This window comes from Streptococcus rifensis (assembly GCF_053203525.1).
Genome location: NZ_JBRUCW010000003.1, coordinates 38,932 through 62,351 on the forward strand (window position 1 = coordinate 38,932; position 23,420 = coordinate 62,351).

General features: G+C 40.3%; 29 protein-coding genes and 2 other annotated features. Of the genes, 8 read left to right on the forward strand and 21 right to left on the reverse strand.

What is annotated here, in order from left to right:
* Positions 1-98 precede the first annotated feature (98 nt).
* From ACVRYP_RS02425 to gyrA, 3 genes are all read right to left on the reverse strand, one after another.
* Positions 99-1,157 (reverse strand): serine hydrolase, encoded by a 1,059-nt coding sequence (locus tag ACVRYP_RS02425; protein WP_447467187.1) that lies wholly within the window; start codon positions 1,155-1,157, stop codon positions 99-101.
* A gap of 154 nt (positions 1,158-1,311) precedes the next feature.
* The gene (locus ACVRYP_RS02430) at positions 1,312-2,085 is read right to left on the reverse strand and encodes a class A sortase (protein ID WP_447467188.1); all 774 of its coding nucleotides are present in this window, start codon (positions 2,083-2,085) and stop codon (positions 1,312-1,314) included.
* On the reverse strand, positions 2,075-4,531 hold the full coding sequence (gyrA, locus tag ACVRYP_RS02435) for a DNA gyrase subunit A (RefSeq protein ID WP_447467189.1): 2,457 nt from the start codon (positions 4,529-4,531) through the stop codon (positions 2,075-2,077). The genes ACVRYP_RS02430 and gyrA overlap by 11 nt, the downstream gene beginning before the upstream one ends.
* A 185-nt stretch (positions 4,532-4,716) precedes the next feature.
* Between gyrA and ACVRYP_RS02440 the strand changes: the two genes are divergently transcribed.
* Together ACVRYP_RS02440 and ACVRYP_RS02445 are read left to right on the forward strand one after the other, a co-directional pair.
* Positions 4,717-5,700 carry an L-lactate dehydrogenase gene (locus tag ACVRYP_RS02440; protein WP_447467190.1) on the forward strand — a complete coding sequence of 328 codons (984 nt, stop codon included), beginning with the start codon at positions 4,717-4,719 and terminating at the stop codon, positions 5,698-5,700.
* 347 nt (positions 5,701-6,047) lie between these two features.
* Positions 6,048-6,395 carry a DUF6568 family protein gene (locus tag ACVRYP_RS02445; RefSeq protein WP_447467191.1) on the forward strand — a complete coding sequence of 116 codons (348 nt, stop codon included), beginning with the start codon at positions 6,048-6,050 and terminating at the stop codon, positions 6,393-6,395.
* A gap of 300 nt (positions 6,396-6,695) precedes the next feature.
* Here the strand turns inward: ACVRYP_RS02445 and rplT are convergent, their stop codons facing one another.
* The 5 genes from rplT to ACVRYP_RS02470 all read right to left on the reverse strand — a co-directional run bounded on the left by rplT (position 6,696) and on the right by ACVRYP_RS02470 (position 9,174).
* The gene (gene rplT / locus ACVRYP_RS02450; protein WP_307122700.1) at positions 6,696-7,055 is read right to left on the reverse strand and encodes a 50S ribosomal protein L20; all 360 of its coding nucleotides are present in this window, start codon (positions 7,053-7,055) and stop codon (positions 6,696-6,698) included.
* A 47-nt stretch (positions 7,056-7,102) separates the two neighbouring features.
* Positions 7,103-7,303, reverse strand: a complete 201-nt coding sequence (gene rpmI, locus ACVRYP_RS02455; protein WP_018372725.1) for a 50S ribosomal protein L35 — start codon at positions 7,301-7,303, stop codon at positions 7,103-7,105.
* Positions 7,304-7,331: 28 nt separating this feature from the next.
* Positions 7,332-7,859, reverse strand: a complete 528-nt coding sequence (gene infC / locus ACVRYP_RS02460; RefSeq protein WP_447467192.1) for a translation initiation factor IF-3 — start codon at positions 7,857-7,859, stop codon at positions 7,332-7,334.
* A 14-nt stretch (positions 7,860-7,873) separates the two neighbouring features.
* Positions 7,874-7,999: a sequence feature (ribosomal protein L20 leader region), on the reverse strand.
* A gap of 15 nt (positions 8,000-8,014) precedes the next feature.
* Entirely contained in the window at positions 8,015-8,704 is a 690-nt protein-coding gene (gene cmk, locus ACVRYP_RS02465) for a (d)CMP kinase (RefSeq protein ID WP_447467193.1), read from the reverse strand.
* An 8-nt stretch (positions 8,705-8,712) separates the two neighbouring features.
* Positions 8,713-9,174 carry an SAG1386/EF1546 family surface-associated protein gene (locus ACVRYP_RS02470; RefSeq protein ID WP_447467194.1) on the reverse strand — a complete coding sequence of 154 codons (462 nt, stop codon included), beginning with the start codon at positions 9,172-9,174 and terminating at the stop codon, positions 8,713-8,715.
* Between the two features lie 44 nt (positions 9,175-9,218).
* On the opposite strand from ACVRYP_RS02470, the gene ACVRYP_RS02475 reads away from it, so the two are divergent.
* Positions 9,219-9,413: a ferredoxin gene (locus ACVRYP_RS02475; RefSeq protein ID WP_447467195.1), complete on the forward strand. Its 195-nt coding sequence runs from the start codon at positions 9,219-9,221 to the stop codon at positions 9,411-9,413.
* On the opposite strand, the gene ACVRYP_RS02480 is transcribed toward ACVRYP_RS02475, so the two are convergent.
* The 6 genes from ACVRYP_RS02480 to ACVRYP_RS02505 form a co-directional block, all read right to left on the reverse strand.
* Positions 9,402-9,896, reverse strand: coding sequence for an EbsA family protein (locus ACVRYP_RS02480; protein ID WP_447467196.1), 495 nt, complete (start codon positions 9,894-9,896; stop codon positions 9,402-9,404). The two genes, ACVRYP_RS02475 and ACVRYP_RS02480, sit on opposite strands and share 12 nt — an antisense overlap.
* Positions 9,897-9,955: 59 nt before the next feature.
* Positions 9,956-10,630 carry a TIGR01906 family membrane protein gene (locus ACVRYP_RS02485; RefSeq protein WP_447467325.1) on the reverse strand — a complete coding sequence of 225 codons (675 nt, stop codon included), beginning with the start codon at positions 10,628-10,630 and terminating at the stop codon, positions 9,956-9,958.
* A 13-nt stretch (positions 10,631-10,643) separates the two neighbouring features.
* A complete protein-coding gene (locus tag ACVRYP_RS02490) occupies positions 10,644-11,414 on the reverse strand; it encodes a TIGR01457 family HAD-type hydrolase (protein WP_447467197.1) in 771 nt (256 codons plus the stop codon).
* On the reverse strand, positions 11,411-12,139 hold the full coding sequence (locus tag ACVRYP_RS02495) for an acyl-ACP thioesterase domain-containing protein (protein WP_447467198.1): 729 nt from the start codon (positions 12,137-12,139) through the stop codon (positions 11,411-11,413). The genes ACVRYP_RS02490 and ACVRYP_RS02495 overlap by 4 nt, the downstream gene beginning before the upstream one ends.
* A complete protein-coding gene (gene hemW / locus ACVRYP_RS02500; protein ID WP_447467199.1) occupies positions 12,139-13,278 on the reverse strand; it encodes a radical SAM family heme chaperone HemW in 1,140 nt (379 codons plus the stop codon). The genes ACVRYP_RS02495 and hemW overlap by 1 nt, the downstream gene beginning before the upstream one ends.
* Before the next feature lie 78 nt (positions 13,279-13,356).
* Positions 13,357-14,670 (reverse strand): FAD-containing oxidoreductase, encoded by a 1,314-nt coding sequence (locus tag ACVRYP_RS02505; RefSeq protein ID WP_447467200.1) that lies wholly within the window; start codon positions 14,668-14,670, stop codon positions 13,357-13,359.
* Positions 14,671-14,873: 203 nt separating this feature from the next.
* Here ACVRYP_RS02505 and ACVRYP_RS02510 point away from each other — a divergent pair, with 203 nt between their 5' ends.
* Genes ACVRYP_RS02510 through ACVRYP_RS02525 form a run of 4 tightly spaced genes read left to right on the forward strand, consistent with a single transcriptional unit; the run spans position 14,874 to position 17,861 of the window.
* Positions 14,874-15,641, forward strand: a complete 768-nt coding sequence (locus tag ACVRYP_RS02510; RefSeq protein WP_307122641.1) for an amino acid ABC transporter ATP-binding protein — start codon at positions 14,874-14,876, stop codon at positions 15,639-15,641.
* A gap of 11 nt (positions 15,642-15,652) precedes the next feature.
* Positions 15,653-16,489 carry a transporter substrate-binding domain-containing protein gene (locus tag ACVRYP_RS02515; protein ID WP_447467201.1) on the forward strand — a complete coding sequence of 279 codons (837 nt, stop codon included), beginning with the start codon at positions 15,653-15,655 and terminating at the stop codon, positions 16,487-16,489.
* Between the two features lie 14 nt (positions 16,490-16,503).
* Positions 16,504-17,187, forward strand: a complete 684-nt coding sequence (locus ACVRYP_RS02520) for an amino acid ABC transporter permease (RefSeq protein ID WP_447467202.1) — start codon at positions 16,504-16,506, stop codon at positions 17,185-17,187.
* An 11-nt stretch (positions 17,188-17,198) separates the two neighbouring features.
* The gene (locus tag ACVRYP_RS02525; RefSeq protein WP_447467203.1) at positions 17,199-17,861 is read left to right on the forward strand and encodes an amino acid ABC transporter permease; all 663 of its coding nucleotides are present in this window, start codon (positions 17,199-17,201) and stop codon (positions 17,859-17,861) included.
* Positions 17,862-17,997: 136 nt separating this feature from the next.
* Here ACVRYP_RS02525 and ACVRYP_RS02530 read toward each other — a convergent pair whose 3' ends face one another.
* The 4 genes from ACVRYP_RS02530 to rplU form a co-directional block, all read right to left on the reverse strand.
* Positions 17,998-18,693: a GNAT family N-acetyltransferase gene (locus ACVRYP_RS02530; protein WP_447467204.1), complete on the reverse strand. Its 696-nt coding sequence runs from the start codon at positions 18,691-18,693 to the stop codon at positions 17,998-18,000.
* Between the two features lie 93 nt (positions 18,694-18,786).
* Positions 18,787-19,080, reverse strand: a complete 294-nt coding sequence (gene rpmA / locus ACVRYP_RS02535) for a 50S ribosomal protein L27 (RefSeq protein WP_307122645.1) — start codon at positions 19,078-19,080, stop codon at positions 18,787-18,789.
* Between the two features lie 19 nt (positions 19,081-19,099).
* Positions 19,100-19,438: a ribosomal-processing cysteine protease Prp gene (locus ACVRYP_RS02540; protein WP_447467205.1), complete on the reverse strand. Its 339-nt coding sequence runs from the start codon at positions 19,436-19,438 to the stop codon at positions 19,100-19,102.
* A 15-nt stretch (positions 19,439-19,453) separates the two neighbouring features.
* A complete protein-coding gene (rplU, locus tag ACVRYP_RS02545; protein ID WP_447467206.1) occupies positions 19,454-19,768 on the reverse strand; it encodes a 50S ribosomal protein L21 in 315 nt (104 codons plus the stop codon).
* Positions 19,769-19,804: 36 nt separating this feature from the next.
* Positions 19,805-19,877 (reverse strand) — a sequence feature (ribosomal protein L21 leader region).
* 130 nt (positions 19,878-20,007) lie between these two features.
* Between rplU and uvsE the strand changes: the two genes are divergently transcribed.
* The gene (gene uvsE / locus ACVRYP_RS02550; protein ID WP_447467207.1) at positions 20,008-21,279 is read left to right on the forward strand and encodes a UV DNA damage repair endonuclease UvsE; all 1,272 of its coding nucleotides are present in this window, start codon (positions 20,008-20,010) and stop codon (positions 21,277-21,279) included.
* A 69-nt stretch (positions 21,280-21,348) separates the two neighbouring features.
* On the opposite strand, the gene ACVRYP_RS02555 is transcribed toward uvsE, so the two are convergent.
* From ACVRYP_RS02555 to ACVRYP_RS02565, 3 genes are all read right to left on the reverse strand, one after another.
* A complete protein-coding gene (locus ACVRYP_RS02555; protein WP_447467208.1) occupies positions 21,349-21,978 on the reverse strand; it encodes an NUDIX hydrolase in 630 nt (209 codons plus the stop codon).
* Positions 21,979-22,043: 65 nt separating this feature from the next.
* A complete protein-coding gene (locus ACVRYP_RS02560; RefSeq protein WP_447467209.1) occupies positions 22,044-23,000 on the reverse strand; it encodes an ROK family glucokinase in 957 nt (318 codons plus the stop codon).
* Positions 23,001-23,078: 78 nt separating this feature from the next.
* Positions 23,079-23,411 (reverse strand): hypothetical protein, encoded by a 333-nt coding sequence (locus ACVRYP_RS02565; protein ID WP_447467210.1) that lies wholly within the window; start codon positions 23,409-23,411, stop codon positions 23,079-23,081.
* Between the last annotated feature and the right edge of the window lie 9 nt (positions 23,412-23,420).

Here is a 23,420-nt window from a genome sequence, read left to right on the forward strand (position 1 = left end):
GTTTAATGCCTTATATTTGTCATCTTTACCAGCAAATACATCAAAAAAGGAAGTGGCATTGACCACTTCCTTAAAAAAATTATTTTAGAAAACAGTTATCAAGGATTTTGATTGACCCGATGCCATTGATTAATCACATAGGTTAATTCCGTTAACTGAACGTATCCAAGGCCATTAATTTCGGTTGTCTCAGCGTTAGACCCTCCGAGTCCTGCTGTATAAAGAGCAATCAGATAAGGTGTTTCCTCGTAGACAATGGCATCGACATTCAAGGCCTCTGCATAGTAACCAGGTTTTTGGTAGATGGTTAAATGAGGTAAATAAGCCTTAAAATACTGATTGGGAAAGGAAATACCTAAGTAATAGAGAATATCACTATACTTTTCTTGATTGTGCCAAAGATAGTCTAACACCTGAATATAATAATCCGTCGTTGTTTTGTTTCCAGATTCCAAATCAATGGCCTTAATGTCCCCTCTCGATTGGCCATAGCGACCAAATAGCTTATAAGTTGCCTCAAAGCCACCTAACATCTGAACCATTCCGTAAGCTGGCGTATTTTCTGAATAAACCAAGGAATATTCTTGCATTTCAGAGATTGTCATCCCATTGCCAAATTGCCCACGATAAGCTAAATATTCCGATTCATTTTCAAAGGAAAGATTGGCAATGTCATAGGGTTTATCCATAAAGAATTGCCCGTTCAAAACTCCATCAACAATTAGCATGTTCAAGGGAAGCTTGTAGGTTGAACCCGCAGTCATCGATTGCAACTCATTCATGGCAATGATTTCGCCTGTCTCAGTATTTTTATAACTGAAAGCCACACTAGAGTGAGGAGCCCCTATTTCATCCAAATATACTTGAACAACTTCTGGTAACGACAGATGGGCATAATCATAATGAAGTCCATAGGCATCCATTAGGGTCAAATCCTGATCCATGACCGCCTGCTTAGCTTCTTCTGATTTTAAATAATTAACTTCTGCGTTTTCGTTTTCAACATCGTCATTATTTTCTGGCGAGATTTCCGACGAAGACGCTTCAACTTGCTCGCTAGCCGGAGCTATCTGTTTGCTGACTCCAATTACTAATGCAGTTGTTGATACCAATATAGTCATTAGTCCTAATACAATTACTAACTCATTCTTTTTCATTAAATCACCTAGTCTCTATTATAAGGAATAGGTCAAAAATATGCAATAACAGACTAACGATTTCTTATAATTTTTCAGAAACAACAAAACGAATGAAATATTACCTCTTAATTTGGGTAATTATTCCACTCGTTTCAGATCAATATGAATTATCCTATAATTGAATCTGATTATAAGAGGTGTTAAAAGCTTTACGGATGCTTCCTTCTGCATCGCTATAGGCAACAGAAGATTCTAATGTCCCCTTAACAATAGTTCTAAATTCTGCTCCAGCATCTTCGCAAGTTACCAGAGTGATTTCAGTAACACCTGGAACGTCATCAATCACATCTACACGATCAGGAGTGACTGTTTCAACAGTCGTTAACACATATGTGTAAACTATAGCTTTATCAGTTACATAAATCTTCATTCCAGGCTTTCCATTTTCAAGTGGTGAAAATAACATGCCACTTGCACCTGTGATGCCAAAAACATGATGGCTGGCCAAAGCGTAATTTCTTTGCCCCATAACTTGATTTTCCTTCATTGTTCCTGCCCCATAATGGAGGGCCGTATTATCCAATCCCTTAAAGATTGGAAGGTTTAACTTTAACTCAGGAATAGCAATTCCTCCTATCACAGGTAGTTGCTGAGCTGCCCATTGATTAGCTAAAACGGATTCTGTCGAGAGAGACTCAACATCATCAAAAGCAAAATTGGCTTTTTTATTTTTGTTGTTTTCGATTTCTTCAACAGACACCTTGTCAACTTGGTACTGATTAGTTCTCCAAGCAATGATAGAGTTCCTGATGGAGGTATTAAAGATTAAGAGAAGAGACAAAACAAACAATAGAAAAATAATAACATTTTTGATCCAACTTTTAAACGTCCTATCTTTTTTACGTAAACGCGTGTGTGCCAAATTTTCTTCCCCTTTACTCTTCATTGATGGTCTCCGTTATCCCATCCTCAGAAACCTCTACAAGTGCAAATGTCATAATCTTAGCGTCACTATCAAGCCTCATCACTTTAACACCTTGCGTTGCACGTCCTGTCTGAGAGATATTGGCAACATTGGTTCGGATAATGACACCAGTATCAGTAATAACCATGATGTCTTCATGTCCTTCAACTGTCAGAAGTCCAGAAAGAGAACCATTTTTTTCAGTGATATTAGCTGTTTTAATGCCCTTACCACCGCGTCCTTTTGTCGGGTATTCAGAAGCTGAGGTCCGCTTACCATAACCTTTTTCAGTCAAGATGAGAACCTCATGGTCATCAGTGATAGTTGAAGCACCAACAACCGCATCTCCAGAGCGTAAGTTAACACCTTTTACACCGGTAGCTGTCCGTCCCATATTGCGAACACTAGAAGCCTTAAATCGCACTGAGTAGCCATATTTGGTACCAATGATGACATCACTATCATCTGATGTTAAAAAGACATTAATCAATTCATCTTCTTCTTTTAAATTTAAGGCTTTAAGGCCATTTTGACGAATATGTCCAAACTCAGACACACTAGTCTTCTTAACGATCCCCTGACGCGTTGTAAAGAAGAGATAGGCCCCTTCTGCTTCATCTGCCTTGAGATTAATTAGGGTTTGGATGCTTTCTCCTTCATCTAATTTTAGAAGGTTTACGACAGGTAGACCTTTAGCTGTCCGACCGTATTCAGGTATTTCGTAACCTTTCAATCTGTAGACACGCCCTTTATTAGTGAAGAAGAAAAGATGGTCATGTGTACTGGTTGAAACCATTTCTCTGACAAAATCGTCATCCTTGACACCTGTTCCTTGGATACCCCGTCCTCCACGTTTTTGAGCAGTAAACTCATCTTGAGAAAGACGCTTGATATAGCCTTTGTTAGACAGCGTGATTAAAACATTAGTTTCTTCAATTAAGTCTTCATCTTCTAAAGACAAAACCTCCCCAACCATCAGTTCCGTACGACGTTTATCAGCGTATTTGCGTTTGGTTTCCTCTAACTCCTCTTTGATGATAGTCACAATACGTTCTGGTTTTGCTAAGATGTCGGCTAAATCAGCAATTAAGGCGATTAAATCATCATATTCCGATTGAATTTTATCACGTTCCAAACCTGTCAAACGACGGAGACGCATATCAAGGATAGCTTGGCTCTGACGTTCTGATAACTCAAAACGACTCATCAATTCAGCCTGAGCTTCAGCATCTGTTTCAGAATTTCGAATAACACGGATCACTTCATCGATGTGATCTAAAGCTATCAAAAGTCCTTCTAAAATATGAGCTCGTGCCTCAGCTTTTTCTTTATCGAAACGCGTGCGACGTTCAACCACTTCTTTCTGGTGAGCAATGTATGCTTGCAAAATTTGACGAATCGAAAGAATCTTAGGTACACCATTTTCAATGGCTAGCATATTAAAACCAAAATTAGTCTGCAGGCTAGTCAATTTGAACAAATTATTTAAAATAACACTGGCTGATGCGTCACGGCGGACTTCAACGACAAAGCGAACACCTTCACGACTCGATTCGTCACGAACAGCTGTAATCCCTTCGATACGCTTTTCTTGAGCAAGGCGAACAATATGCTCATGAACCTTGGTCTTATTAACCATATACGGGAACTCTGTTACAACAATACGCTCACGGCCGTTTTTAAGTTCCTCGATTTCAGTGCGAGCCCGTAAAACAATAGACCCCTTACCTGTTTCATAAGCACGATGAATACCTGACTTCCCCATAACCAGAGCGCCAGTTGGAAAGTCTGGACCAGGCAGGACTTCCATAATATCCCTGGTCGTTGCTTCAGGGTTATCCATCAAGAGTTTTACAGCATCGATCGTCTCTCCTAGATTATGTGGCGGGATATTTGTCGCCATACCGACAGCAATGCCTGTCGCCCCATTGACCAAAAGGTTAGGAAAGCGTGCTGGCAAAACAAGAGGTTCACGCTCACTAGCATCGTAGTTGTCTTGGAAATCAACCGTATTTTTATTGATGTCACGCAACATTTCAAGAGCAATCTTACTCATGCGTGCCTCAGTATAGCGCTGGGCAGCCGCACCGTCGCCATCCATGGAACCAAAGTTTCCATGACCATCGACCAGCATGTGACGGTAGGACCACCACTGAGCCATACGGACCATGGCTTCATAAATTGAACTATCTCCGTGAGGATGGTATTTCCCCATGACATCACCTGTAATACGAGCTGACTTCTTATGAGGTTTGTCAGGAGTAACACCTAGTTCATTCATCCCATAAAGAATCCGTCGATGGACAGGTTTAAGACCATCTCGAACATCTGGAAGCGCCCGAGCGACTATGACTGACATGGCATAGTCAATAAAGCTAGTCTTCATCTCCCGTGTTAAATGAACGTCCACTAAATTTCTATCCTGCATCGAAAATGCCTCTTTTCTAGTTTACAATTACTCTTCATTATACCATAATTTAGCCAAAAAATCTGTTGTTTCTTTAGTGTTCTAAACGTTTTCATTTGCTTTCAAAAGCTGACAAAAAAAGCAAAAAATGCTAGAATAGTAAACATAAGGGGCTTCCCTATTAAATTTAAGGAGATGTTTTAAACATGACTACTGTTAAACAACATAAAAAAGTAATTCTTGTCGGCGATGGCGCTGTTGGTTCATCCTATGCCTTTGCCCTTGTAACTCAAGGAATTGCACAAGAACTTGGTATCGTTGATATTGCCAAAGAAAAAACTCAAGGCGATGCAGAAGACTTAAGCCACGCATTGGCCTTTACCTCACCTAAAAAGATCTATGCAGCTGAATATTCTGATGCTCATGATGCTGACTTGGTTGTCTTAACAGCTGGTGCCCCTCAAAAACCAGGTGAAACACGCCTTGATCTGGTTGAAAAAAATCTTCGTATTAACAAGGGTATTGTTGAAGCTATAGTCGCCTCCGGTTTCAATGGTATATTCTTAGTCGCTGCTAACCCAGTTGATATTTTAACATACTCTACTTGGAAATTCTCTGGCTTTCCTAAAGAACGCGTTATTGGCTCGGGAACTTCTCTGGATTCAGCTCGTTTCCGTCAAGCATTAGCTGAAAAAATTGGGATTGATGCTCGCTCAGTCCATGCTTATATCATGGGTGAACATGGTGACTCTGAGTTCGCTGTTTGGTCTCATGCCAACGTTGCTGGTGTAAAATTAGAACAGTGGTTGCAAGATAACCGTGACGTTGATGCCCAAGGCTTAGTTGATCTCTTTATCGGTGTTCGCGATGCAGCTTACTCTATTATCAATAAAAAGGGCGCAACTTACTATGGGATTGCTGTCGCTTTGGCTCGTATCACCAAAGCCATCCTTGATGATGAAAATGCTGTATTACCGCTATCGGTCTTCCAAGCCGGTCAATACGAAGGGGTTGAAGATGTTTTCATTGGCCAACCGGCTATCGTCGGTGCGCATGGTATCGTTCGCAATGTCAAAGTCCCCCTCAATGATGCTGAATTGCAAAAAATGCAAGCATCAGCTAAACAATTAAAAGATATCATTGATGAAGCATTCTCTAAAGAAGAGTTCGCTTCTGCAGTTCGTAACTAATTAAATACAGCATTGAAGAGGCTAGGATTCAAATCCTGCTTCTTTTTTGCTGACAACAGAAAGATTTCGTCAATACATGCTTCAAAAAGCCTTTCCACAGAGCAACAGGTAAAAAAAGATGACAAATGCCTATGATATATGATAATCTGTCTTTTAAATCGGTATTTTAGAGCTCATTAAAATGTAATAATGAAGTCAAAACAAAATGTGGTTTTTGTGGTAGCTTTTGACGAATCAAAAAGACCACACCTTGTTTTTTATGAGTGGTCTTTTGAGCCTTTCTTTGGATTTTATTGGAAAAATGTGGCATACTAAAACTAAGAATAAAATGGAAAAGAGGTTTTGTTATGACAACCTTCGAGAAGGATATTAAGGATTTAACACCTGTCACTATTGACCATGCTGAGCAGACGATTTCTAATGCAGATTCAGCAATTTATTTTATTGGACGCGGAACTTGTCCTTACTGCCGGAAATTCGCTACTAAATTAGCTAATGTAGTTGCTGAGACAGGTGCTACTGTCTATTTTGTGAACTCCGAACAAGCTAATCAATTAGAACAGTTAAGCCAATTTAGAGGACAATATGGGATTCCAACTGTACCAGGCTTTGTTCGCGTCCTCGATGGACAAGTAACGGTCCGTTGCGATTCAGGAATGACAGAAGCTGAGATTAAAGCTTTTATGGGGATTTAAGTAGAAATGTCTCACATGGATAAACCGAGAAGATTATAGTTTTTGGTAGTCTTCTCGGTTTTTACTTATTACAGTTTCAAATGTCTTTCTGACTTTCTCTCTGGTAGATTTGACAGAGTTAACACTAGGTTTATTTTGATACGCTATCACCATACTATTAATCCTAACTATGTTACAGTCACTCCAACTCAAAAGTTGCCCTACATCTTTTCTGGCATTGAATACACCTTGCTCAACTGACGATAAAAACTATAAAAAGGCTAGGACTTTAATCCCAGCCTTTTTATAGTTTTACTTTTTTTATTTAGCTAGTTGTTCTTTAGCTGCATCTGCAAGAGCAGTAAATGCTGCTGCGTCGTTAACAGCCAAGTCTGCCAACATCTTACGGTTAACATCGATTTCAGCTTTTTTAAGGCCGTTCATCAATTTAGAGTATGACAAACCGTTCATACGAGCTGCCGCATTAATACGTGTAATCCACAATTTGCGGAAATCACGTTTCTTTTGACGACGGTCACGGTAAGCATAGTAGTAAGAGTTCATTACTTGCTCTTTAGCCGTACGGAACAAGATATGTTTTGCGCCATAGTAACCTTTAGCGAGTTTTAAAATACGTTTACGACGTTTGCGTGAAACAACGCCACCTTTAACACGAGCCATTTATAATTCCTCCGAATAATTCTTAATTTAGTAAAAGCAAGTTAGACTTATTTCAAACCAGTCAACATTGCTTTGATACGAGCGAAGTCACCAGAATGTACCATAGATGCTTTCCGAAGGTGACGACGTTGTTTCTTAGTCTTACCGTGGAAACGGTGAGATGTGTAAGCACGGAAGCGTTTAAGACCGCCTGAACCTGTACGTTTAAAACGTTTTGCAGATGCGCGGTGAGTTTTTTGTTTTGGCATAATAATCTCCTTTTTCTGTCAATTGATGTTATTTTTTTTCAGCTGGGGCTAGTTGCATGAACATTTGACGGCCATCCATTTTGGGTTTTTGCTCAATAACAGCTATATCTTGCGTTGCTTCAGCAAAATCTGCTAATACCTTAGCACCAACTTCTTTGTGAGTAATCATTCGGCCTCTGAAGCGAATGGAAACTTTCACTTTGTTTCCTTTTTCAAGGAATTTCACAGCACTACGAAGCTTCGTATCAAAATCACCCTTATCGATTGTTGGGCTGAGACGAACTTCCTTCACTGTTACAACGCTTTGTTTTTTACGTTGCTCTTTTTGTTTTTTCTGGTACTCAAATTTGAACTTGCCATAGTCCATAATTTTCGCAACCGGCGGTGTAGCTTGGGGCTGAATCAGCACCAAATCAACGTTAGCTTCATCGGCGATGGCCTGTGCTTCGCTACGTGGTTTAATACCTAACTGCTCACCTTCAAGGCCGATGAGACGAACTTCACGGACACGGATTTCATCATTGATGAATAAGTCTTGCTTTGCTATGGTTGTCACCTCTTTTTTTATTTGAGAAAATCAAAAAACGAACTTGCTAACACAAGTCCGTTCTACACAATATTCCCATAGGAAACTTAGCATGTAGAGCCAGACAACGTTAGTCGCAAGGCGAGAAGTTCTCACTTCTGCTTTTCTCATTGCTTATTAGTTTATCAAATCATAGATTCCTTGTCAAGGATTTCTCTCGCTTTTTCTGAAATAAATTGCACCACTTCTGAAATGGAAACACCCGTCGTGTCAAATTCAATAGCATCTTCTGCTTTTTTGAGAGGAGATGCTTCTCGCGTGCTGTCTTTATAGTCTCGTTCGGCGATTTCTTTTTTGAGGATTTCAAGATCCGTAGGAATTCCCTTAGCAAGATTCTCTTTATAACGACGTTCTGCACGTTCTTCAACCGAAGCAATTAGAAAAATCTTTAATTCCGCATCAGGAAGAACAACTGTACCGATGTCACGACCATCCATAATGATACCACCTTGAGCAGCAATTTGTTGTTGCTGCTCTACCAACTTAGCACGAACCTCTGGAAATGCCGAGACCCAAGAGACATTATTGGTGACATCATTTTCACGAATACGTTTAGTCACATCCACATTGTTTAGAAAGACTCGTTGGTCTTCATCTTGCCCGCGTTCAAAATGTATAGGATATTGGTCTAAACCTTTAAGAATCCTATCTAAATCGTTTTCTTGCCACCCATTTTCAAGCACCATCAAAGTCGCACAGCGATACATGGCACCAGTGTCTAAATAGGTATAGCCAAGTTCTTTGGCAATGAGCTTGGCTACAGTTGATTTGCCACTTGATGCGGGGCCGTCAATGGCTATTTTAATTTTTTTCATTGATTCTCCTAATCCACTCTCACAACGTCGCCAGGATTAGCATACCAAGCACCCGTTTGCAAAAATTCAGGATTTAATTCATAAAGACGTTCGATAGTAATACCTGCTCGAGAAGCTATTTGACCTGCTCCTTCACCTGCTTGTACAGACAGTGTGTTACCACTCCACTCAGAAGAAGATGGCTCCGTTGATTGAGCAGGTGTCGCTTCCTCTAAAACAGAAGTTTCTTCTGATGTTTGACTAGAGACAGTATCAACACCTGGATTAAAAAAAACATCTGTTGCTTCACCAGTTTTACTGCCACCAATAGACAGATAAATAGACATCCCAATAACCAAAGTCACTATAACAGCAAAAGCAATCATTAAAATAGTGAAGAACCGAGCTGTACGATCCTCTTGACGCCCACGGTTAGTTCTGCGACTTATATTATCAAATAATTTCCCCTCCCAGGGTTTTTTATTTGCCATCATTTCTCCTTGTATAATCTTAAATATCGTATTACAATAGTCTTATGAAAGTATCTATTATTCCAGAACGTTGTATTGCCTGCGGTCTCTGTCAGACCTACTCATCTGTCTTTGATTATGATGACGATGGCATCGTCGTCTTTAGTCAAACAGATAAACGTCAGCAAGACCTTCCTCATAGCCCTGACATCATCAAAGCAGTTAAAGAATGCCCAACAAAGGCTCTGCTACTTGACTGATCTTTTGGCTTCTTCACTATAGTAAGTTTCAAAATAATCTAGTTTAATCAAATGGTCAGTTAACTCAACTTCCCCTTTAAAACTTTCTTCTAACGCAATGGCATTCACAAAATACTTTTTAGGCCATTTTCGCATGTGAAAATCTCGACCGTTCGGATATTTATCTGAAAAAATCGTAATAGAACTATAAGTGACTTCAATCCTACTGATGCTGGCGATTGGAATGGTATGGGACTTCCATGGGTTTGCAGACTTAATGGTAAGATTCCCATCCGACCCAATGACGAAATAACGCTGTAGCCCTAGAAATACCAATAGCGCACAAGATAGCATGAGGAGATAATAAGGAAGACTCACGCGTGTTCTTTCATAAAGTAAAATCAAATAAATAAAAAAGGGTGTTAAAACAAGAGACCAATAGATAATGGACCAAGATAGTTCCGGTTGCCAATGGTAACGCAACTTGCCAAAAACTTTAATCATACCAATCCCTCCACTCCTTCTATTTTATCATAAAAACACTCTAATGGTAGATAAGGACTTTAAATTTTTAAGTCATTTTTTGATGCCTTAAAGAATTCATCATTTCTTTCCTTAAGCTTTTTTTGTTTTGTCCACAGATAGCCTGCTAATGCTAAACATTCGTAAAGAACAAAAAAGAGGAGAAAACAGTGGAAAAAATACCTTTCCGGTAAAATCAAGATGACTGGGTCAAGACTTGGATGAAATAGCCAGGTCGAATCCCCAGGGAAAAGAATCTGGTGGAAGAGGACAAAAAATCTTGAAAAACCAATCATTCCAGCAAAACATCCTATAGCTATCGGTGTTAATGCCATCAGGGCGAACCCTTTACTGAGCAATCCTTTGGTCCCACTTTTGTGGGCCTTTTTTAAAAACAGAAAACTTTGAAATATTGTCATTAGAAATAGGCCTTGCGCGAGATGAAAGAGTTTCTTGACGGCTTCAAAATGATAGAGACCATCAGCAGATGACGGAAAATCAGGCATAGCCAAGGTCCATTGAAAAGGGTTGGTTAAATAACTGAGTAAAACGTTAAAATTATGCTGTATTCTTTGTGAATCAAGGGTAACCACAGATTCTAAATCTAACCATTTAATTTCAAAAGGATAAAGTAACCAAGCGATATGAATGGTCAGCACGATTGCTAAAGCCACAAGGCACAGACATGTTATCGCAAAACGAAGCTTTGTTTTAATCGGTAATCGTGGTTTATTCATTGAAACTCCACTCTGCTAAACTATTTAGAACATAGGTTGGAGCTATCGGTAGATGGTCAACTTCCTCTGCTTTAGTAAAGCCTGTTAACACGAGAAGACTGTCAATACCATTATCAATTCCTGCTCGAATATCCGTCATGTAATTGTCCCCAATCATAAGGACATCTGCCTTCGTCATTGCTAAACGGTCTAATGCTTTTTCCATCATAATAGCCATAGGTTTACCAATGTATTTCGGATCAACTCCAGTCGTGGCAGCTAATAACTGGTTAAGAGAACCAGCTCCTGGCAATTCGCCTCTTTCTGTTGGAATACGTAAATCAGGATTGGTCCCAATAAAATGAGCTCCTTTTTGAATAGCTAGGCTTGCAAGGGCGAAATGTTCGTAGGTCACCTGGCTATCAAGTCCAACAACGACATAGGCTGGATTTTCTAATTCCTCCGTGTAGCCAGCATTGGCGACGGCTTCTTTCAGACCTTTTTCACCAATGACATAGGCTGATTTTCCTAAATTCATCTCATCCATATAGTCAACCGTTGCTAAACTCGCTGTGTATATCGTTTCTATAGGCGTTTGGATATTAAAGTTTGTAGCTAGATTATCCTGAACCATCTCAGGGGTTTTTGTTGTATTATTGGTCACAAAAAGATAGGGAATCCCTCTAGCTTGCAAGTCATGAACAAAGGCCTCAGCAGCTGGTATACGTGTCTTACCTCTGTAAATTGTTCCATCTAAATCTATCAAATAGCCTTTATAAGTCATAATTCCTCCCAAGTAATAATGGCCTGGGCATTCGTTTGTCCATCAGAGCCAATTTGGTGGTGGCTAACGAGTCCATCCCTCTCAAACTCAGAAGAAACATCTCCACCCGGTGACACTTCGCGATTGTACTTCAGGTGAATGTGTCTAGGGACATGCGTTTTTAAAAACGCATAGCCAAGAACATCGTACATCCAATCTAAATACTTACTATTGTTCACATGGCCATTCATATCAATATCAAAGAAACGGACATGATAGTTGGCTTTTGAAGGCGTCTCTAAACTCTTATACTTGGCGCCTCGAGCAATCTTTTTAACCCTTTCAGATTGATAAGGCTCTAACAATTCCTCTGGAACTGGAACAATTTTACGCTGTTCTAAATCCATTAATGCGAAGTATGATTCAACACGCATCAGTAATTCGCCTGTCTCGTCCATCACTTCAAAACGCCTATGACAAATGAGTTTATTATAGGAAATCGCCTCTGTACGAATCGTGACGTTCTCTGAAAATCTCGGTAACCTCACAATATCAAACTCATAGTCTGTGACAATCCAAACGAGACCGTATGTTTCCAAGACATAAAGGTCACTCCGATTCAACTCAGCAGAGTGCTGACCTGAGACATCTAATAATTTAGAAAGGAAGGGTGGTAATTTGAGATTCCCATTGACATCTGAAAAATCAAAAGGAATGGTAAAGTTTTCTTGATAGGAATGTCCCATTAGTTATCCTCCAAAATAAAGTGCTCTGCTACAGTATCTCCTAAAAAGAGGCCTTTTTTTGTCATTTGAATCTGTTTGCGATTTGGTTTTAAGAGCCCATCTGCTATTAACTTATCAACAACTGCACCATAGCGGTCTTCAAAATCCGTCTGAAATTTTTCTTCAAACCGAGCTACTGAAACACCCGTTTTTTTACGAAGCCCTAAAAAGAGTTCTTCTTCCATCATTTCTTCTTGGGTCAAAATATCTTGTCCTAAACGAGCCTGTTTCTCTTCAGCAATGGCTTTTAAATAGTGTTGGATAGGTCCACGATTCCGATAGCGAACGCCATCAAGGTAACCTGAAGCACCTGCTCCAAACCCATAATACTCACTATTATCCCAATACATGAGATTATGCCTGCTTTCAAACCCTGGCTTAGTAAAATTGGAAATTTCATAGTGCTCAAAACCATTCGCCTCAAGTTCCTTCAAGATATATTCAAACATGTCCGACTCTAAATCTTCATGTGGCAAATGAAGATGCCCTCGCCTTTGTCGATTCATAAAGACGGTGTGATTCTCTAAAATCAAACTATAAAGGCTAAGGTGAGGAATATCGAGTTCTAAAGCTTTTTTGACATTATCCTTAACTTGATCCATGGTCTGATTAGGCAAGGCATAGATAAGGTCTATCGAAATATTATGAAAACCAGCAGCCTTGAGACTGTTAATGCTCTCATAAATCATAGCTTGATTGTGACCACGTCCGATTTGTTTGAGCATTCGATCGTCAAAGGTTTGAACCCCCAAAGAGACGCGATTAACTTTTGATCGTTTGAGAACTTCAATCTTTTCTTGGTCTAGATCACCAGGGTTTGCTTCAATCGTAAATTCTTCTATTTGACTGAGATCAAGCTCTTTTTCTAAATTAACCAATAAAAAATCAAGCTGTCTGGCAGAAATAGCCGTGGGCGTCCCACCGCCAATATACAGTGTCCGCAAAGGTGGAGCATCAGCTGCTTTTACCTCTTCAATAAGGCTTTCTAAATAATCATCAACAGGTTGATTCTTGATGAAAACCTTTGAAAAATCACAGTAAAAACAAATCTGTGTGCAAAAAGGAATATGGACATAGGCTGAAGTCGGTTTTCTGTGCATGTTGTTATTATACCACAAAGACTAAAAGGAAACGGTTCAAAAAAATCCCACTCTTATCAGAGAGTAGGATAGGCTTGCCTAAAAGGCAAATAAATCATTAAAATTCTCAGCCATGGTTGGATGGGTAAAGATTTGATTTTGGAAATAGGTCGCAGGGATATGATTATCCATTGCTATCTTAACGAGGTTTATCAACTCATGGGCTTGAACACCAAAGAAGGTCGCGCCCAGAATTTGTTTGCTAGACTTTTCAACAATTACTTTATAGGCTCCTCGTAGATCCGCATTGACGTGACCACGGGGCATCGCAGCAACAGGTATTGTCTTTGTCAGATAGTTAAGGCCTTCTTTCTCAGCTTGAGCCTCAGTTAAACCAACCTGAGCTAAAGGCGGTGTTAGAAAAGTACTTGTCGGGAACGCCTTACGCTCTTTCAGGCTATAAGTAGTCAAACCATTGAGATAACCATTGACAATACGAAAATCATCTAATGAAATGTAGGTGAACTGTGGCCCACCATTAACATCCCCAACCGCAAAAACACCTGGCACAGTTGTTTGACAGAAATCATCTACTTTGATAGCGCCGCGTTCAGTCAAGGCAATATCTGTGGCCTCGATATTCAGTCCTTCAATATTAGGCTTACGACCAGTCGCATAAAGCACTACATCGAATTGGAAGTTTCCTTGTTCTGTTGACACTTGAACGGATCCATCAACTGAGGACACAGCCGTAATCTCACTAGAAAGATTGAAGTTAATCCCATCTTCTTCCATATAGTTTTTGGCCATTTGGGCAATTTCTGGCTCAAAGCGACTCAAAATAGCATCAGCTCCATCAAAAACTGTCACTTGGCTACCGAGTTGATTATACAATCCCGCAAATTCTAAACCAATATTTCCAGCCCCAATAATGCCGAGACGCTCAGGGCGATTCTCAAGCTGTTGAATCCCTGTGGAATCAACCACATTTGCCGTTTCTGTCAAACCAGGAATTGGAGGAACTACAGAAAGCGCACCTGTATTAATAACAATCGTTTCAGCTGTCAGTTGACGAGTCTCATCTCCTGCAATTACCTCAATAACTTTATTAGCTATAAAGCGTGCCTTTGCATCAATCACATCAACACCAGCAGATACTGTGGCATAGTTTTTAGCATTCAACCGAGTCACAACTGCATCTTTTTCAGCCATAACTTGGTCAAAATCTAGACCTTTTTCAGCAGCAACTAACATGGTTTTAGTAGGAATGCAGGCAATATTGATACAAGTTCCACCATACATCTCCTTACTCTGCTCAATTAAAGCAACCTTTTTTCCAGAACTAGCCTGTTTTGCAGCAAGTGTTTTGCCAGCTTTTCCAAAGCCAATGACAATGATATCGTAGGTTAACATCGCTTACTCCTTTTTCTTTTTACAAGGCCTATTTTACCATCTCACCTGTTATTTTGCACATTTCTGCTACAAAAACATAAAATGACGATGCTTAGTAGTTAAGAAAAATGTCAGAAAATTCAAATTCTAGTTGACAAGCTATTTTTTATGTGGTAAAATCTTCACATGTTATATTTTCTAACATTAGAATTTGGAGGATTATTATGAGCTTAGTTTCATTTCAAGCTGTTAATAAATATTACGGCGACTTTCATGCATTGAAGGACATCAACTTAACATTTGAAGATGGTCAAGTGATTGTTTTGTTAGGGCCATCTGGGTCAGGAAAATCTACCCTCATCCGTACCATTAATGGATTGGAAAAGATCGACAATGGAAATTTAGTGGTCAATGGCCATCAAGTGTCAGGCGCTTCTAGTAAGGACCTCATCGATTTGCGCAAAGAAGTCAGCATGGTCTTTCAACATTTCAATCTCTATCCTCACAAAACTGTTTTAGAGAATGTTACCTTAGCTCCCATTAAGGTTCTCGGTATCAGCAATGAGGAAGCATTAGCTCGAGCAGAAAAATACCTAACCTATGTTAACATGTGGGATCGCAAAGATTCTTTTCCTGCTATGCTTTCGGGCGGTCAAAAACAACGAATTGCTATTGCCCGCGGTCTCGCCATGAAACCAGAGTTGCTTCTCTTTGACGAGCCAACCTCAGCCCTCGATCCAGAAACAATCGGTGATGTGCTAGCTGTTATGAAGAAATTGGCTAAGAATGGAACTAACATGGTTGTGGTTACCCATGAAATGGGATTTGCCCGTGAAGTGGCTGATCGTATTATCTTTATGGCTGATGGAGAAGTGTTGGTTGATACGACAGATGTCAATGGCTTCTTTGATAACCCAACCGATCCACGTGCCCAACAGTTCCTCAGTAAAATTATTCATCACACGAGTGAACGTGTCTCTTTGGATGACTAGGAGGGAAACTAATGAAAAAGAAACTATCTCTTCTATTACTTCCTCTCTTTGCTTTATTTAGCCTCTTTAGTTGGTTGGTCTTCAGCTCTAACCCTACACAAGCTACTGAAAAGTCACAATTAGCAGCAACCGATCAGGTGGCGGCTATCGTAAAAAGAGGAACACTTCGTGTTGGTGTTAAACAAGACGTTCCAAATTTTGGCTACCGAGATCCTGAAACCAATGAATACACTGGTCTTGAAATTGAGATTGCGAAAAAAGTAGCCGAAGAACTTGGGGTTGCTATTGAATTGACACCAGTCACTGCACAAACTCGTGGTGCTCTCTTAGATAATGGGCAACTCGATATGGTTGCAGCAACCTTTACCATTACCGAAGAGCGTAAAAAGCTTTATAACTTCACCACTCCTTATTACACAGACGCCAATGGTTTTCTTGTGAAAAAAACAAGTGGTATTTCTTCTTGGGAAGATTTAGATGGCAAGACAATCGGAGTGACTCAAGGCTCTATCCAACAGGGGTTGCTAACTGAAATAGCGACTGATAAGGGCATTTCACTCAACTTTACCGAACTAGGATCAAACCCTGAGGTTGTTGTCAGTTTAGCGGCACAACGTGTTGATGCTTTTTCTATCGACCAATCTATCCTATCAGGATTTACTGGTAAAAGTAATGAAATTCTAGACTTATCCTATAACCCGTCTCAGTACGGTATCGTTACTAAACTATCGAATACTGATTTAAACGCCTACTTAGATGCCTTGGTTATGGAATGGGAAGCTGATGGCACGCTTCAATCCATCTACGATACGTATGGGCTAAAACCCACATCAATGGAAAATGATTAGAAAGGAGCTCAATCATGCTATCAAATTTATTTTCAGCTGAACTTTGGGCTGACTTTCTGAAAGACTGGCCACTGTTTGCTCAAGGATTTCTCTTTACAATCGCCATTTCCATTGGCGCCCTCCTGTGCGCCATGATACTCGGTATCTTGTTTGCCATGATGGCTACTAGTAAAAACAAATGGCTCAAGGCTATTTCTCGAGTTTATGTCGAATTTTATCAAAACACACCATTATTAGTGCAATTTGTAATTATCTATTATGGATTCCCCTTGATTTCAAATTTCACACTGATGCCTTCTATCTATTGGACAGCCGTTATCTGTGTAGGACTCTACCACGGGGCTTATATCGCTGAAGTCTTTCGAACTGGTATTTTGGCCGTACCAAAAGGACAGATGGAAGCGGCTCAGTCTCAAGGGTTTACTTATACCGAGAGCATGCGCTACATTATTATTCCGCAGGCTATTCGAACAATTCTACCACCCCTTGCAAACCAGGTTGTAAACCTTATCAAAAACACGTCTACAGTTGCCATTATCGGAGGTATTGACATTATGTTTGTGACCAAACACTGGTCAGCCGTTAATGCCAACTACGTGCCACCATTTGTAACCGCAGCGATTCTCTACTTCATTCTTTGCTTCCCACTGGCTACGCTTGCCCGTCGTTGGGAAGAAAAAAATAAAAACGCTTATTAAGGAGGTCAGTTATGATTCAAGATATTTTAAATGTGCTGACACCCACCAATATTGCCTTTTTAATGAAAGGTCTTTGGTTAACTTTAAAGCTTTCCTTTATCATCATTATCCTTTCCACAGTGATTGGAACGGTGCTTGCGGTAATGCGTAATAGCAAAAATAAAATCCTAAAATGGATTTCATCCATCTATATTGAGTTTGTCCGCAATGTGCCAAACCTCCTTTGGATTTTCACCATTTTCTTGGTTTTCCAATTGAAATCAACTCAAGCTGGTGTAACAGCCTTCACCGTCTTTACATCTGCTGCCCTAGCTGAAATCATTCGTGGTGGCTTGAATGCTATCGACCATGGCCAAACAGAGGCTGGTCAAGCGCAAGGGTTCACCCAATTGCAAATCATGCAATACATTATCTTGCCACAAGCTTTACGTAAAATGCTACCTGCCATGATTTCACAGTTTGTGACCGTCATCAAAGATACCAGTCTTCTCTACTCTGTTATTGCACTTCAGGAACTCTTTGGAGCCAGTCAGATCTTGATGGGACGTAACTTTGAAACGACAGCTGTTTTTACGCTTTATGTCACTATCGCTTTGATCTACTTTGTCATTAACTTTGGCATTTCAAGCTTCTCCCGTTTTCTCAGTAAGCGCTGGGATTTAGCAAGAGAATAAAAACGAGTCGGCAACGACAAACCAAAGTAGATTTACTGACACTTATGGAAATTATTAAAAGTTTCTCAAAAGGGTCTACGATGCATTTCCAAAAACATATAAGACCATGTGCAATCAACGCACATGGTCTTTTAGCTTAAAACTGATTAAGGGATTTTTTCTGAATACCGTTAATCTCAAAATTATCTGGTGCCAGCCAGCCCTCAAACCGATGTTTTAAGACAGGCCATTCACTGTCGACAATTGAAAACCAAGAGGTATCCCGTGTCCTGCCTTTGTAAATGGAATGCTGACGAAAAGTTCCTTCATACTGAAATCCTAAGCGTTTTGCCGCTTTTTGGGATCGCTCATTCAGACTATCACACTTCCACTCGTAACGACGAGCATCAAGGTCTTCAAAAACATACTTCATGGCTAAATACTGTGCTTCAGTCGCTATTCGACTACCTTGTAAAGCTCTGGAATAGACCACCCATCCCATCTCAAGAGAACGATTTTTAAAGTAATAATTTAAAAGGGAGAACATGCCTATAGCTTTTTGACTGTTATTATCACGAATGACTAGATAATAGGGATCTTCAGATGTCTCACATTCTTCAAGATAGGCTCTAAACTTCTCAAGATTATCAAAAGGTGCCAGGGGCAAATAAGTCCAGTCCTCTTCCACAGGAGCATGAACATAAAAAGCGGCCAAATCCTCAATATGAGCTTCAACGTTTAATTTTTCAACAGTGCAATATCGCCCTGTTAAAAGGGATAAATCTACTGGTTTTCCGGCAGAATCATCTAATAAAGACTCACCTATTGGTTGATTAAACTGATTATAAATCATCACTATCTCCTCTACTATAGCTATAAGATACCCATAGGATAACACAATGATTCCAAAACATCAAAAAAGCCTGCCGAAGCAGACTCGTCATGATTATTTCGCAATTGGGTAAACAGAAACTTGTTTCTTATCGCGACCTTTACGTTCGAAACGAACAACACCTTCAACTTTAGCGAAAAGTGTGTCATCTCCACCACGGCCAACGTTTACACCTGGATGGATTTTAGTACCACGTTGGCGGTAAAGGATTGAACCACCTGATACTGTTTGACCATCAGCAGCTTTAGCGCCAAGGCGTTTTGCTTGTGAGTCACGACCGTTTGATGTTGAACCGCCACCTTTTTTGTGGGCGAATAATTGCAAGTTAGCAAGATTTAATTGAATCATTAGTTTTTCCTCCGTTGAGTTATTGTTTGACCTGAGTTTGGACGAATTCCGATGAATTGTCATTCAGGTTTGTCATACCTAGCAAGAATGCCTCAAACAAGAGCTGAACCTTCTCGCTAGTCGGGTCATTCAGATGACGAGGAAGCGTCACTGACAGAAACCCACCATCTATCTCGTTAATTTCGACTTGGGGCTCTATCTGGCACAGTTCTATCAAAGCATTGATAAAATTGATGCTCAGGGTTGAGACCGCTGCACACACGATGTCGTAGCCATAAGGTCCACTTCCTGCATGACCACTGATTTGAACGTGTTGCAGTTTGCCGTCAGGCTGACGGGTGAATTGGGCTAGAATCATGCGTTTAACCTAAAATTAAGCGTTGATAGCGTTGATAACAACTTTTGTGTATGGCTGACGGTGACCTTGTTTGCGGTGGCTACCTTTTTTAGGCTTGTATTTGAAAGTAACAACTTTCTTTTGCTTGCCTTGTTTTTCAACCGTACCAACAACTGTTGCGCCTTCTACAAGTGGTTTACCAACAACTGTTTTGTCACCACCTACAAGAACAACTTCGTTAAAGGTCACTTCTTGACCTGCTTCAACGTCCAATTTTTCAACGTAGATTGCTTGACCAGCTTCAACTTTAACTTGTTTACCGCCAGTTTTGATAATTGCGTATGTGCTCATGATGCACCTCCTATAAAGATTTTTTTGGAGAAAGTTCTCCTTGTGAAGACTCGCCTAGTACCGTGAGGTTTCCCTGCTTAAAACGGCAATCGTGCGGTTGCACAGAAGTGCATTAAGTCAACTCCACTATTTTACTACACTTGCCCCTTTTTTGCAAGCAAAAACCCCTAAGAAAAGTTTTTCTTGCAGATGAAAGATTTTAGGGTAAAATAAAGAAAAACACTGCCTAGGAGAACCTTATGATTGGCTATGCCTGCCTCAATGAAAGTTTACCTGATAGCAAGATAAGAACCTTGCGAAAAGCCAACGCTACACCCGATGCTTTAAGGGATATTATCACTCATAATTTGACGGCTTTAAATCGAATGCTTGACTATAACATCAAACACCACATTCAGATGTTTCGCATGAGTTCCGATATCATTCCATTTGGGTCTGATCGTGAGGTTAATACCCTGGATTGGGTTTCTGAATTTGCTGAGACCTTTGCAAGACTTGGGCGTAAAATAAGCAAGTACCAGCTACGGTTGTCCATGCATCCTGGTCAATATACAGTATTGAACTCCCCTGATCCTGCTGTCGTTTCTCGAAGCATCGCTGAACTGAACTATCACGCGCGTTTTATGGAGGCTCTTGGGTTAGACCGCACCCACAAAATGGTTCTTCATATTGGTGGTGTCTATGGTGATAAGGATGTTGCAATGTTGCGTTTTATTGAGGTCTATCAAACGTTATCAAACCGTATTAAAGAACGTCTCATCATTGAAAACGATGACCGCCTCTACACCATTTCGGATGCTCTAGCCATCAGTCAAGCAACAGGTGCTCCTGTCGTTTACGATAACCTTCATAATGCGTCTAATCTCAGCGATCCTAACTTATCCGATGCTGACTGGTTAGAGCAAGTAGTTAAAACCTGGAAAGCGGAAGACGGCAAGCCAAAAATCCATTATTCCCAGCAACGGGCAAACGCTCGTATCGGGGCCCATACGCAAACTATCTATCTTGAAGCATTTCTGGACTTTTACAACAGCATATCCGACTACGACGTAGACATTATGCTCGAAGTCAAGGACAAAAATTTATCTGCAGTCAAGTGCACACTCGCAACGCATCCTGACCTTCAAGATATTCGCCTACTTGAAAAAGAATGGGCAGCTTACAAATACCTAATCCTCTACTACTCTCCCAAACATTACCAAGCAATTCGCCAACTGCTGAAAAACAAAACCCAGTTCCCAGTGCTAGAGTTCTATAGCTTAATAGAGGAATGTTTGACTGAACCACCACTTGACCGCTACCAGATAAACGCTATAGATCATATTTGGGGGTATTTTAAGAAAAAAGCTACTGACAAGGAAAAAACCAGCTACCTCAAGGCCAAAACCGACTTGATGGCTGGCAAGATTAAAGCTAGGCGCTTGCTCAATTGGCTCTACAAACTAGCCGTTAAATATGATCAACCCTACCTTAAAAAATCACTGATTTTCCATTACAAACCACATGAGTGACATTTCAACATGACAGAGATCTTTTAACCTCATGTTTATAGCAAAAAAACTGGGAAAAATGTCCCAGTCTTATGTTATATCGTTCTCTTGATTATCTACCATCGACTGGACCATATAGTAACAATATCTAATCTGATGCTCTGTGGTCCTTTTAACAGAGAGAGGCGGTAAATGGTCAAGATCGAAGAAAGCCAGTTCACTGATTTCCTCGTTAGGTTCAAATGTTCCACTTTCCATTTGACACCAAAATGTCAGTTTATAGTAGTGTTTAGACTGTATCTGTTGAGGGTCCTGATTGCTGTCAAATATAGCAAGAAGTTGCTTGACTGAAACAGTGTATCCCGTTTCTTCTAGGACCTCTTTAATGACATTCTCTGTCGGACTTAATCCAACTTCAGCAAACCCTCCAGGTAAGGCCCAGGTGCCACTGGACAATCGGTCTTTAACCAGACAAACCTTGCCCTCTTTTAAAATGAAAGCACGCACATCCACTAGAGGCGTTTCATAAGACTTGGTCGGTCTCATAAGGTTGGTAAGTTCCGGTTCTGATAGCGCTGTGGTTGATTTCAAGATTTCTTTCACTTCCCTACGAATAGATTGATATCTCTCTTGATCAAAAGGATTGCTGCTGTAAAATAGCCCTGTGTTTGCAATGGCCAAAATTTTTTGCATTGCTTTTAAAAATTCTTTTTCAGCCAATATAAACCTCCATCATTCAGAAAAAAGCAGGCCTCGACCTGCTTAATTAGCGATTCTTAAATCTCTCAAAGAACCAATGATGCTGCACCTATGATACCTGCGTCATTCCCCAACTGAGCTAATTTTATCTTGGTTGAGCCAACAATTTGAGGGAAGACATTTTCCTTATATACCTCATCGAGTCCATTGAGCAAGAAATCACCGGCTGCAGATACACCTCCACCGATGACAATTGCTGATGGGTTGAGAAGACAAGCAATGTTAGCACAAGCAATCCCTAAATAACGGGAAAAGTTATCGTACACTATTTGTCCTAAATCATCACCAGCCTTTGCCAAATCAAATATAACTTTAGCAGAGACGTCATCCCCATTGTCAATCAATTGTTTGAGTTTAGACTCCCCCGCATAAACTTGAGCATAACGACGAGCAAGGTTAACAATACCAGTTGCGGATGTGACTGTCTCTAAGCAACCAAGCTTGCCACAGGTACATCTGATCGGTTGGTCAAAATCAACCACCATGTGGCCAATTTCGCCACCGGCACCTCCAGCGCCATGTATCAAATTGCCTCCAGCAACGACTCCGCCCCCGACTCCAGTTCCTAAAGTAACAAAGACGACATCTGGGTCATTTTCTCCTGCACCTTTCCACTTTTCACCTAAAGCAGCCACATTGGCGTCATTATCGATAAAAAATGGAATTCCAAGAGCTGTTTCGATTTGTTCTTTAACAGGTTGCACTGTCTTCCAATTAAGATTATAAGCTCCAACTACTGTACCCATTTCATGATTGATGGCTCCAGGAGATCCCATACCAATGCCTAAGAAATCATCCTTGGTTAAACCAAGAGAATCCATCCGTTGCTTTAAAGAAGCAATGATATCAGGGACAATATGAGAACCTTCATCTAAAATATTAGTGCCAATAGACCACTTATCTTGAACTTCACCATCTTTTGATAAAATGGCAAATTTAATCGATGTCCCTCCAAGGTCAATCCCTATAATTTTCTGACTCATACGTCTCTCCTTCATTTCATTTTCATTCTATTATACCACTTTATGCAAAGGCTTGCATGTTTTTAAAAAAAGTTTTACTCACTTTTGTCCTAAAAGATAGAGTAAAAAGAGAAGTGCAATATGCCAAGTGAACTGGAGAAAATGCCGTTTAACCGTGAGTGGGTGATGGTGACGAAATTCATAAAGTTGTGGCAAACTACCAAGCACCATAAACCCTAGGGCATAAAGCGATATCTGCCAATCACTATAGGCCTTAGCATAAGACCAAGTCACCAGCAATAACAGACCGCTAAGGATCATACCAAGTCCACCAAAAACAACGTTATACCGTTTTTGATGCCAGCGCCAAAGGCTCTCACCAAAGGTTACCAACAAATAAATACTGACAAAGAGAACTAATCCTTGTTTCATTCTTTCTCC

What these genes read in the sequence shown, in the direction of transcription:
- ACVRYP_RS02425 (WP_447467187.1), bottom strand. Translation starts at nt 1,157, where the DNA reads ATGAAAAAGAATGAGTTAGTAATTGTATTAGGACTAATGACTATATTG.
- ACVRYP_RS02430 (WP_447467188.1), bottom strand. Translation starts at nt 2,085, where the DNA reads ATGAAGAGTAAAGGGGAAGAAAATTTGGCACACACGCGTTTACGTAAA.
- gyrA (WP_447467189.1), bottom strand. Translation starts at nt 4,531, where the DNA reads ATGCAGGATAGAAATTTAGTGGACGTTCATTTAACACGGGAGATGAAG.
- ACVRYP_RS02440 (WP_447467190.1), top strand. Translation starts at nt 4,717, where the DNA reads ATGACTACTGTTAAACAACATAAAAAAGTAATTCTTGTCGGCGATGGC.
- ACVRYP_RS02445 (WP_447467191.1), top strand. Translation starts at nt 6,048, where the DNA reads ATGACAACCTTCGAGAAGGATATTAAGGATTTAACACCTGTCACTATT.
- rplT (WP_307122700.1), bottom strand. Translation starts at nt 7,055, where the DNA reads ATGGCTCGTGTTAAAGGTGGCGTTGTTTCACGCAAACGTCGTAAACGT.
- rpmI (WP_018372725.1), bottom strand. Translation starts at nt 7,303, where the DNA reads ATGCCAAAACAAAAAACTCACCGCGCATCTGCAAAACGTTTTAAACGT.
- cmk (WP_447467193.1), bottom strand. Translation starts at nt 8,704, where the DNA reads ATGAAAAAAATTAAAATAGCCATTGACGGCCCCGCATCAAGTGGCAAA.
- ACVRYP_RS02470 (WP_447467194.1), bottom strand. Translation starts at nt 9,174, where the DNA reads ATGGCAAATAAAAAACCCTGGGAGGGGAAATTATTTGATAATATAAGT.
- ACVRYP_RS02475 (WP_447467195.1), top strand. Translation starts at nt 9,219, where the DNA reads ATGAAAGTATCTATTATTCCAGAACGTTGTATTGCCTGCGGTCTCTGT.
- ACVRYP_RS02480 (WP_447467196.1), bottom strand. Translation starts at nt 9,896, where the DNA reads ATGATTAAAGTTTTTGGCAAGTTGCGTTACCATTGGCAACCGGAACTA.
- ACVRYP_RS02490 (WP_447467197.1), bottom strand. Translation starts at nt 11,414, where the DNA reads ATGACTTATAAAGGCTATTTGATAGATTTAGATGGAACAATTTACAGA.
- ACVRYP_RS02495 (WP_447467198.1), bottom strand. Translation starts at nt 12,139, where the DNA reads ATGGGACATTCCTATCAAGAAAACTTTACCATTCCTTTTGATTTTTCA.
- hemW (WP_447467199.1), bottom strand. Translation starts at nt 13,278, where the DNA reads ATGCACAGAAAACCGACTTCAGCCTATGTCCATATTCCTTTTTGCACA.
- ACVRYP_RS02505 (WP_447467200.1), bottom strand. Translation starts at nt 14,670, where the DNA reads ATGTTAACCTACGATATCATTGTCATTGGCTTTGGAAAAGCTGGCAAA.
- ACVRYP_RS02510 (WP_307122641.1), top strand. Translation starts at nt 14,874, where the DNA reads ATGAGCTTAGTTTCATTTCAAGCTGTTAATAAATATTACGGCGACTTT.
- ACVRYP_RS02515 (WP_447467201.1), top strand. Translation starts at nt 15,653, where the DNA reads ATGAAAAAGAAACTATCTCTTCTATTACTTCCTCTCTTTGCTTTATTT.
- ACVRYP_RS02520 (WP_447467202.1), top strand. Translation starts at nt 16,504, where the DNA reads ATGCTATCAAATTTATTTTCAGCTGAACTTTGGGCTGACTTTCTGAAA.
- ACVRYP_RS02525 (WP_447467203.1), top strand. Translation starts at nt 17,199, where the DNA reads ATGATTCAAGATATTTTAAATGTGCTGACACCCACCAATATTGCCTTT.
- ACVRYP_RS02530 (WP_447467204.1), bottom strand. Translation starts at nt 18,693, where the DNA reads ATGATTTATAATCAGTTTAATCAACCAATAGGTGAGTCTTTATTAGAT.
- rpmA (WP_307122645.1), bottom strand. Translation starts at nt 19,080, where the DNA reads ATGATTCAATTAAATCTTGCTAACTTGCAATTATTCGCCCACAAAAAA.
- ACVRYP_RS02540 (WP_447467205.1), bottom strand. Translation starts at nt 19,438, where the DNA reads ATGATTCTAGCCCAATTCACCCGTCAGCCTGACGGCAAACTGCAACAC.
- rplU (WP_447467206.1), bottom strand. Translation starts at nt 19,768, where the DNA reads ATGAGCACATACGCAATTATCAAAACTGGCGGTAAACAAGTTAAAGTT.
- uvsE (WP_447467207.1), top strand. Translation starts at nt 20,008, where the DNA reads ATGATTGGCTATGCCTGCCTCAATGAAAGTTTACCTGATAGCAAGATA.
- ACVRYP_RS02560 (WP_447467209.1), bottom strand. Translation starts at nt 23,000, where the DNA reads ATGAGTCAGAAAATTATAGGGATTGACCTTGGAGGGACATCGATTAAA.
- ACVRYP_RS02565 (WP_447467210.1), bottom strand. Translation starts at nt 23,411, where the DNA reads ATGAAACAAGGATTAGTTCTCTTTGTCAGTATTTATTTGTTGGTAACC.